Here is an 8,948-nt window from a genome sequence, read left to right as displayed (position 1 = left end):
CAGCGGTGCCGGCACCCATCGGCCCGCGCGTGCCGCTGCCGGGTGAGGCGCCACAGACGAGCGCAAGGCCGGCTGTGGCCGCTGCGCCAATCGAACAATCGGTAAGGGCGATCGGCGTCACCGTGCCTTCGCCCGACTGCGTAGGCGACGCGGCCATGACGGCCGCCTGCCGGAGATAGAGCATGATGCCGAAAAGTGTGAGCGGTTTTCGGACGACATCATGCTTTAACTCTTTAATTTAGAACAGGATTCAGATTTTAGGCCGACCCGGCCTAAAATCATCCTGTTCTAGTGAGCATACCCGGGGCCTGATTGGCACCGGTTGAGCAATTTCGAAGGAACGTCGATGCGCAAAGCCCGCAGTGTCATCATATGGGCCGTGGTTTCGCTCTGCATGATCGTGCTGATCACGCTGCCGGTTAACCTGCAGACTCAGCTCATCACCAGCATCACGGTCGTGACTGTCATGGCGCTGATCAAGATTCTGAAGGGCGAGGGGACCTGGCGCCTGGTGGCGCTCGCCTTCGGCACGTCGATCGTGCTGCGCTATGTTTACTGGCGCACCACCAATACGCTGCCGCCTCTGAATCAGTTGGAAAACTTCATTCCCGGCCTGCTGCTCTATCTTGCCGAAATGTATAGCGTCGCGATGCTGGCGCTCAGCCTGTTCATCGTCGCCACACCGTTGCCGTCGCGCCCCTCGCGTGCCGCCAATCCCGGGCGCCTTCCTCATGTCGATGTCTTCGTCCCATCCTACAACGAGGATGCCGGCCTGCTGGGAAACACGCTGGCCGCCGCCAAGGCCATGGATTATCCGGCCGAGAAGCTGCATGTCTGGCTGCTCGACGACGGCGGCACCTTGCAGAAGCGCAATTCCGGCAAGCTGCTCGAAGCCCAGGCGGCGGCTGCCCGCCATATCGAGCTGAAGCAGCTCTGCGACGATCTCGATGTCCACTACCTCACGCGCGACCGCAACGAGCACGCCAAGGCCGGCAATCTCAACAACGGCATGAAACATTCGACCGGCGAACTCATCGCCGTCTTCGATGCCGACCACGCGCCGGCCCGCGATTTCCTGCTGGAGACCGTCGGTTACTTCGAAGACGATCCGAAGCTCTTCCTCGTCCAGACGCCGCATTTCTTCATCAATCCCGATCCGCTGGAGCGCAACCTGCGCACCTTCGACAAGATGCCGAGCGAGAACGAGATGTTCTACGGCATCATCCAGCGCGGCCTCGATAAATGGAACGCCGCCTTCTTCTGCGGCTCGGCCGCAGTTTTGAGCCGCAAGGCGCTCGAATCGCAGAACGGCTTTTCCGGCATCAGCATCACCGAGGATTGCGAGACGGCGCTGGCGCTCCACGGCAGCGGCTGGAACAGCATCTATGTCGACAAGCCGCTGATCGCCGGCCTGCAGCCAGCCACTTTCGCAAGCTTCATCGGCCAGCGCAGCCGCTGGGCGCAGGGCATGATGCAGATCCTGCGCTTCCGCTTTCCGCTTCTCAAGCGCGGCCTGACGATCCCGCAGCGCTTTTGCTACATGTCCTCCACGCTTTTCTGGCTCTTCCCATTCCCGCGCACGATCTTCCTGTTTGCGCCGCTCTTCTACCTGTTCTTCGATCTGGAAATCTTCACCGCCTCGGGCGGTGAGTTCCTCGCTTATACGCTGGCCTATATGCTGGTGAATCTGATGATGCAGAACTACCTCTACGGGTCGTTCCGCTGGCCCTGGATTTCCGAGCTCTACGAATATGTCCAGACCGTGCATCTGCTGCCGGCCGTCGTCTCCGTCATGCTCAATCCGAGGAAACCGACCTTCAAGGTCACCGCCAAGGACGAATCGATCGCCGTCAGCCGTCTGTCGGAAATCAGCCGTCCGTTCTTCGTCATCTTTGCAGTGCAGATCGTCGCGCTCATCATCACCATCTACAAGATCTATGCAGAGCCCTATAAGGCCGACGTCACGCTCGTCGTCGGCGGATGGAATGTCATCAACCTGATCATGGCCGGTTGCGCGCTGGGCGTCGTGTCGGAGCGCGGCGAGCGCGCCTTGTCCCGCCGCGTCCGCGTCAACCGGCGCTGCGAATTCGGCGTCAGCGGCAAGTGGTACGCGGCCTCGATCGAGGACGTTTCCGTCCACGGTGCGAGGCTTCACATCTTCAACAAGCAGCTCGACGAGATGCTGGTTGGCGCACTCGGAGAGATCCGCTTCCGGCCCTATAGCGGCGCGGAACTGGAAACCCTGCCGCTCATCGTCCGCAACATCGAGCCGTCGGGCGACATCAGCAATGTCGGCTGCCAGTACGTGCCGAAAAGCGCGCTCGACCATCGCCTGATCGCCGACCTGATGTTTGCCAATTCCGATCAGTGGACAGAGTTCCAGGCCTCGCGCCGTCGCAATCCGGGCCTGATCCGCGGCACCATCTGGTTCCTCGGCCTGTCGCTCTACCAGACGAGCCGCGGCCTCATTTACTTCTTCCGCAGCATGCGGCCGGAGAGGGAAGCCCAGCAGAAGGCGGCAAAGGTCAACGCCGGATGAGAAAGATCGTCGCTGCCTCGCTTCTCCTGTTGAATGCCTCCGCCTTCGCCCAGGCGCAGACGGCGCCCTTCGACATGTCCGGCGAGCGGCCGCCCGGGGCATCCGTTACCCCGAGGTTGACACCACCGACGCCGCCGACAGCCCCTGCGCCGGCTCCCATCACGCCTCCGGTTTCCGTCAAACCCGCACCTGCAGCTCCGGCTGCTCCTGTTCCTCCGACGATCGCCGTCCAGCCGCAACCGGCGGCGCCCGCGCTCCAGCCAGCCGCGGCGGCAAATACCGCTGCGCCGCCGCGCTCCGGCGATGTCCGTCGCTATGTCGTGCCCTTTTCGAAACTTGGTCTCGGCGGCGAATACGATCGCCGGTCATGGTCGGTCTATCTGACGCCGGAACAGGCGGCGGCCAAGGCAAGCTTTACCTTCGCCTACCAGAATGCGATCGTCGTCGCGCCTGAGGCCTCGGCGCTGACCGTCTATCTCAACAACCGCCCGATCGGCCAGCAGCGTGTCGGCTCGCCGGATGGCCCATCGACCGTCACCTTCGAGGTTCCGTCCGGTTTGCTGCAGCCCGGCGCCAATCTTGTCACCTTTGAAGCCAACCAGCGCCACCGCACCGATTGCAGCATCCAGTCCACTTATGAGCTGTGGTCGAACATTGATCCGGCCGGAACCTATCTGAGCTTTGCCGGCAGCGATGCCGCGCAGCTGTCGAGCGCCGATGCAATCCGCGCCATCGGCGTTGACGGCGCTGGCAAGACCGAGTTCGACATCGTCGTCCCGGCGCTGGAGCAGCCGGGAACCACCAAGCCGCTGTTGCGACTGGCGCAGGGCCTGTCGGTGCTGAGCAGTATGCCGAACCAGATCTTTGCCTTCAGCACCACCTCGCTTCCGGCCGTCAGGCCCGGCAAGCTCAGCGTGCTCGTCGGTACCGCAGCGGAATTGCGGCCGCTCTTTCCCGGCCTGCCGCCCGGTGCCGAAAGCGCGGCATTCGCCGCTTTCGCCACCGATCCGCGCAGCGGCTCGCCGGTGCTTCTGATCAGCGGCCCCTCCTGGCAGGCGGTCTCCTCGGCGATCGATACCATCGTCTCGCCGACAGACCGGTCCTCAGATATCCGCCGCGACGTGTTGACCACCGAGCGCTGGAGCGCGCCGAACGCGCCGCTGGTCTTTTCCGATACCAACATCGCCTTGTCTCAACTCGGCGTGAAGACCACCGAATTCTCCGGCCGGCGGCTGCGGACCAGTTTCAATATCGCCGTGCCGGCCGATTTTTATGCCAATGCCTATGGCGAGGCGAAGGTGCTGCTCGACGCCGCCTATACCGATAACGTGATGCCCGGCAGCCACATCGATATCTACGTCAACGACAACATCGCCTCCACCGTGCCGATCACCACGACATCAGGCGGCATTCTCCGTCATCTGCCGATCCGCGTGACGATGCGGCACTTCAAGCCCGGTCTCAATTCGGTGGCGATCGAGGCGATCCTGATGACCAAGGATGATGCGGCTTGCGCGCCGGGCGCGACCGCCGGCGCGACCCCGCGCTTTGCCCTGTTCGATACGTCCGAATTGCAGATTCCGGATTTCGCCCGCGTCGGTCAGCGTCCGAACCTGGCGGCAATGGCCGGCACCGCCTATCCCTATGGCCGGGCCACGGAGCCGACGCCGCTCTTCATCGACCGCGTCGATGCCGATACGCTTTCAGCCGCCGCCACGCTGCTCGGCCAGATGGCGATCACCGCCGGCCATCCGATCGACGTCGAAACCGTCGCCTCGCCGAATATGATCGGCGATCGCGATGCCATCTTCATCGGCTCCGTCTCGCAGATGCCGGCAACCGCGTTGACGCAGACCAATATCGCCACGGCGAGCCAGGCCTCGTGGCGTCCCGTTGCGGATACGCAGGCGGGCGTCGTCGATACCGGTACGGCCTTCGAGGAGTGGAATTCCAAGGTCAGCGGCGGTGTCTTGCGCAACCGGATCACTGCCTTCCGCGAGTGGGTGTCGCGCAATTTCGATATCTCCCGCAGTTCGCTGCAATTCGTGCCCGGCGCGGAGGAGGTTTTCACGCCGTCCAATGTCGACACGATCTTGGTTGCCCAGGGCTCCAGCCCTGCGGGAGCCGGTGCATGGACGGTGGTGACGGCGCCGTCGGCAAAGGATTTGCGCGAAGGGCTGGAGGTTCTGACCACGCAGCTGAACTGGCCACAGATATCAGGCCACATCACCACCTATTCGAGCAAGACAGGCAAGATCGAGACCGTGCCCGTCACCCGTTTCGATTTTGTGCCGTCCACACCCTGGTCGATCTCCAATTACCGCCTGATCGCCGCCAACTGGCTGTCGACGAATATCCTCTCCTATGCCTCCCTGCTGGTCGTCTTCGTGCTGCTGATCGGGGTCACCACGTCAAGCATGCTCAGAAGACTGGGTCGGTCGAAATGAGGCGGTGGCGCGCACTCCTGCTTGCGGCATCGGTCGCGCTCGCTCCCGGGGGAGCGCCCGCCGTTGCGCAGCAGCCGATGATCAATGCCGGCGCATGGAGTGCCTACAAGGCGAAGTTTCTCGATGGGACCGGCCGCATCATCGATAACGGCAACGGCAATATCAGCCACAGCGAAGGGCAGGGCTATGGCATGCTGCTCGCCTATCTCGCAGCCAGCCCCGCCGACTTCGAACAGATCTGGTATTTTACCCGCACCGAGCTGCTGCTGCGCGACGATGGCCTGGCCGTCTGGAAGTGGGATCCGAACGGCAAGCCGCACGTCACGGACACCAACAACGCCTCGGATGGCGACATGCTGATCGCCTATGCGCTGGCGCTTGCCGGCACGGCGTGGAAACGCAACGACTATATCCTCGCCGCCTCCCGCATGGCGCAGGCGCTGCTTGCCGAAACCGTTGTGCACTCGGCCGGCCACACGCTCCTGTTGCCGGGGAGCCAGGGTTTTGCCGCTGGCGACCGTGAGGACGGTCCCGTCGTCAACCCGTCCTACTGGATTTATGAGGCGATCCCGGTGATGGCTGCGCTCGCTCCGTCGGATGCCTGGCAAAAACTGTCGGACGATGGCCTAACGCTGTTGAAGACGATGCAGTTCGGCCCGCGCAAGCTTCCCGCCGAATGGGTGAGTCTTAGCGGCCAGCCGCAGCCGGCGCGGGGTTTCGACGCCGAGTTTGCCTACAACGCCATCCGTATCCCGCTCTATCTCGCTCGTGGCGGCGTCACCGACAAGGCGCTGTTGACCCGCCTGCAACAAGGGATGTCGCAAGACGGTGTTCCCGCCACCATCGATCTGACCACCGGCCGGCCGAAGACTGTGTTGCAGGATCCCGGTTATCGAATTGTTAACGATGTTGTGGCCTGTGTTGTCGATGGGACCAAGCTGCCGGGCTCGGCCCTGCAATTTGCGCCCGCACTCTATTATCCGTCCACGCTCCAGCTGCTGGGGCTGGCCTATATCGGGGAGAAGCATCCGGAGTGTCTGTGAAGTCTTCTCTCGTGGCGGTTTCAGCGGCAGTCGTGGTGGCGACCCTCGTCACCGGGCTGAAAGATCGCGCCGCTCTGCAGGAAAAGTTCGGCCTTGGGGCCGCCGGCAAGCCGGCGCCGGAGCTGATGATGATGGGCCGCATCAAGCCGGCCGATGCTCCTACCGGCAATCCCGAATTCAATGCGCAACTCGTCGCCGACAAGATAGAGGCGATCACTTCCCCGCCGCCGCCAACACCGGACACGTCCGAGCCGGATGCCGCTGCATCGCAGCCTGCAGCACCGCAGCTTGCGGCACCTCAGACGGCTGCTCCGCCGGCTCAGACGGTCGCTCAGCCGGCACCAGTCACACCCCCCATCGTTTCCGAGCCGCCGGCACCACAACAGGCGGCCGCGGCGCCGCAGCCTGCCGTCGATGAAAGTGCGCTTCGTTATTTCGCCAGCCGCGGCGACAAGGTGCGCCTGCAGGCCGAGATCTCCCGCCTTCAGGCGCTCTATCCTAACTGGGTTCCCCCGGCCGATCCGCTCGCCGTGCCGCAGAATGGCGACAAGCAGCTCGAGGCCATGTGGCAGCTCTATTCCGATGGCCGCTATGCGGAACTGCGCAAGGTTGTCGCCGACCGCCAGGCAGCCGATGCCGGATGGCAGCCGCCGGCCGATCTGCTCGACCGGCTTGACGTCGCCGAGGGCCGTGCCCGCCTCGTCAATGCTTCGGACCTCAAGCAATATGCGACTGTGGTCGATATCGCTGCTGCAACACCGAGCCTGCTGACCTGCAGCGAGGTCGATGTTCTCTGGCGCGTCGCCGAAGCCTTCATCCAGACGGAGAGGGCGCAGCGCGGCCAGGACGCCTACACTTATATCCTGAAGAACTGCACCAATCCGGCCGAGCGGCAGGCGACGGTCGAGAAGGCTTCGACGCTGCTTGCCTACCAGCCGATGCAGGCGCTGCTCGCGCTGGAAAGGCCTGCCGCAGACGGCAGCAAGGAATTCGACGCGATCCGCGACAACCTCGCCCGACGCTTCATGGCCGAGGGCGATGACGATCCGAATCTCGCCATCGCGCCAGATTATCTCGCCCGCCTCGAAAAACTCGCCGAGACGGAAGGGCTTGCCTCCGATGCGCTGCTGCTCGGCTGGTACCAGCTTCGCCGCAACAATGATGCCGATGCCGAGAAATGGTTCCGCGCCGCCCGAGCCAAGCAAGATTCGGCGGCCGCCTCGCAGGGGCTGGCGCTGGCGCTGATCGCCCGCAAGGCGCCTGAGGAAGCCGAAGAGGTGATGTTTCGCTGGCGCACAGATTCCGAGGATGCGACATCAACCTATCTCGCCGCCACCGCCAACCTGATGGCGCTGCAGCCGCCGGCCGATCTGGCCGAAGACGTACTGCACCGCATCGCTGGCGAGGTCATCGCCCGGAAATATGTGCCGACGGCGCAGCAATTCGGCTGGTATGCCCGCTCCCTCAACCAGTTCCAGACCGCCGCGCGCTGGTTCGAGACGGCGCTTGCCTGGAAACCCGACGACGAACCGTCCGCCTATGGCCTTGTCATCACCCGCGAGCAACTGAGCGACCGCAAGAGCGTGCTCGACCTCCAGCGCGCCTGGGCCGGCCGGTCGAGCCGAATCACCAATCTCGAAGACACGTCCTCCCTGATACCGAATGCCGTTACGCCGCCGCCGGAGAAGGGGGCGCTTACCGCACCGCAACCGGCGGCTCAGCCGACGCAGCGTCCCCCGGCCGAGCCGCTTCCGGCAGAACGCCGCGTGACCCTGCAGCCGGGTGCGGAAGTGGTCGTTCGCGCGGCGAGGCCGGCGATGGACACGGTGACCGTCCCGCGCGGCCCGCGCCAGACGCGCGGCTGCTCGACGACCATCGACGCCGGGCAGCTTAAGCCGGCCGACGCGCTGTCGCGCGGCTGGTGCCTGATGGATATCAACCGGCCGATGGAGGCGATCTCGGCCTTCGAGGCGGCATTGCAAAGCCCCGCCCGCAAAGTCCGTGAAGACGCAGCCTACGGCCAGAGCCTTGCCTATCTGCGCGCCGGCCTCTCCGGCAATGCCGCCGTCGCGGCCACCAAGGCGCCGCAGAACCGCCAGCGGGCCGCCGAGCTTCAGGTGGCGATCCTCGCCGACCGCGCGCTTTCAGCCTTCGATGCCGGGCGTTATCGCGAAACCCTGATCTATCTCGATCAGCGCGCCCAGCTGCAGCAGGAACGCATCGACCTGATGGTTCTGCGCGGCTACTGCTACCTCAATCTCAAAATGTACGGCGATGCGACCCGCATCTTCGAAGCCGCTGCCGCAACCGGCAGCCGCGACGCAGCCCGCGGTCTTGCCGACGTCCGTAACGTCACGCACCCAGACACCAACAACTGACGTTGACGCCGCTTCCGCTCTCCGCTACTCGCCTGCGCAAAGGCCGCCCCGGCCTGATGCTTGCAAGGAAAAGCCCGTGCCCGCTCTCCATGACATCCTCGACAGAACCTATGACGCCTTCCTTTTCGACATGGACGGAACGCTGCTGAATTCCATTGCGGTCGTCGAACGCGTCTGGAGTGAATGGGCAAGACGCCACGGCTTCGAGCCGGAGGTCTTCCTGAAGACGATCCACGGCATCCGCGCATCGGATGTGATCCGCGGGCTCGGCCTGCCCGGCGTCGATCCTGCCCATGAGGCGGATCTGCTGCTCGCCGAAGAAATGGAGGATGTCTCCGGCATCATCGAGATCCCCGGCGCCGTCCGCTTCCTCTCGGCCATCGCTGAGGGCCGATGGGCAATCGTCACCTCGGCGCCGATCGAGCTCGCCAGGCGCCGCATGGCTGCCGCCGGCATCCCGATGCCGAAGGTCATCGTCAGCGGCCAAGAGGTCAAATCAGGCAAGCCCAGCCCCGAAGGCTATCTGCTCGGCGCAAGCCGT

The 8,948-nt window shown here is 64.1% G+C and carries 5 protein-coding genes and 1 pseudogene; all 6 read left to right on the top strand.

What is annotated here, in order from left to right:
* Window positions 1-179 (top strand): annotated as a pseudogene (locus HX899_RS35410) (cellulose biosynthesis protein BcsN); the annotation flags it as partial.
* A 167-nt stretch (window positions 180-346) separates the two neighbouring features.
* Window positions 347-2,539, top strand: a complete 2,193-nt coding sequence (gene bcsA, locus HX899_RS34085; RefSeq protein WP_138328297.1) for a UDP-forming cellulose synthase catalytic subunit — start codon at window positions 347-349, stop codon at window positions 2,537-2,539.
* Window positions 2,536-4,986: a cellulose biosynthesis cyclic di-GMP-binding regulatory protein BcsB gene (locus HX899_RS34080; RefSeq protein WP_181294498.1), complete on the top strand. Its 2,451-nt coding sequence runs from the start codon at window positions 2,536-2,538 to the stop codon at window positions 4,984-4,986. Before bcsA ends, HX899_RS34080 begins: the two co-directional genes overlap by 4 nt.
* The gene (locus HX899_RS34075) at window positions 4,983-6,029 is read left to right on the top strand and encodes a glycosyl hydrolase family 8 (RefSeq protein WP_181294497.1); all 1,047 of its coding nucleotides are present in this window, start codon (window positions 4,983-4,985) and stop codon (window positions 6,027-6,029) included. Before HX899_RS34080 ends, HX899_RS34075 begins: the two co-directional genes overlap by 4 nt.
* Complete coding sequence (locus tag HX899_RS34070) at window positions 6,026-8,407, top strand: cellulose synthase (RefSeq protein WP_181294496.1); 2,382 nt, start codon at window positions 6,026-6,028, stop codon at window positions 8,405-8,407. The genes HX899_RS34075 and HX899_RS34070 overlap by 4 nt, the downstream gene beginning before the upstream one ends.
* 76 nt (window positions 8,408-8,483) lie before the next feature.
* The coding region (locus HX899_RS34065; protein ID WP_181294495.1) for an HAD family hydrolase at window positions 8,484-8,948 on the top strand (465 nt) is incomplete at its 3' end.

It is taken from the genome of Rhizobium sp. WYCCWR 11146, assembly GCF_013591995.1.
GTDB classification, from domain to species: Bacteria; Pseudomonadota; Alphaproteobacteria; order Rhizobiales; family Rhizobiaceae; genus Rhizobium; species Rhizobium indicum.
Note: the sequence above shows the minus strand (reverse complement) of the source record. Positions and strands in the feature narration are given on the sequence as shown.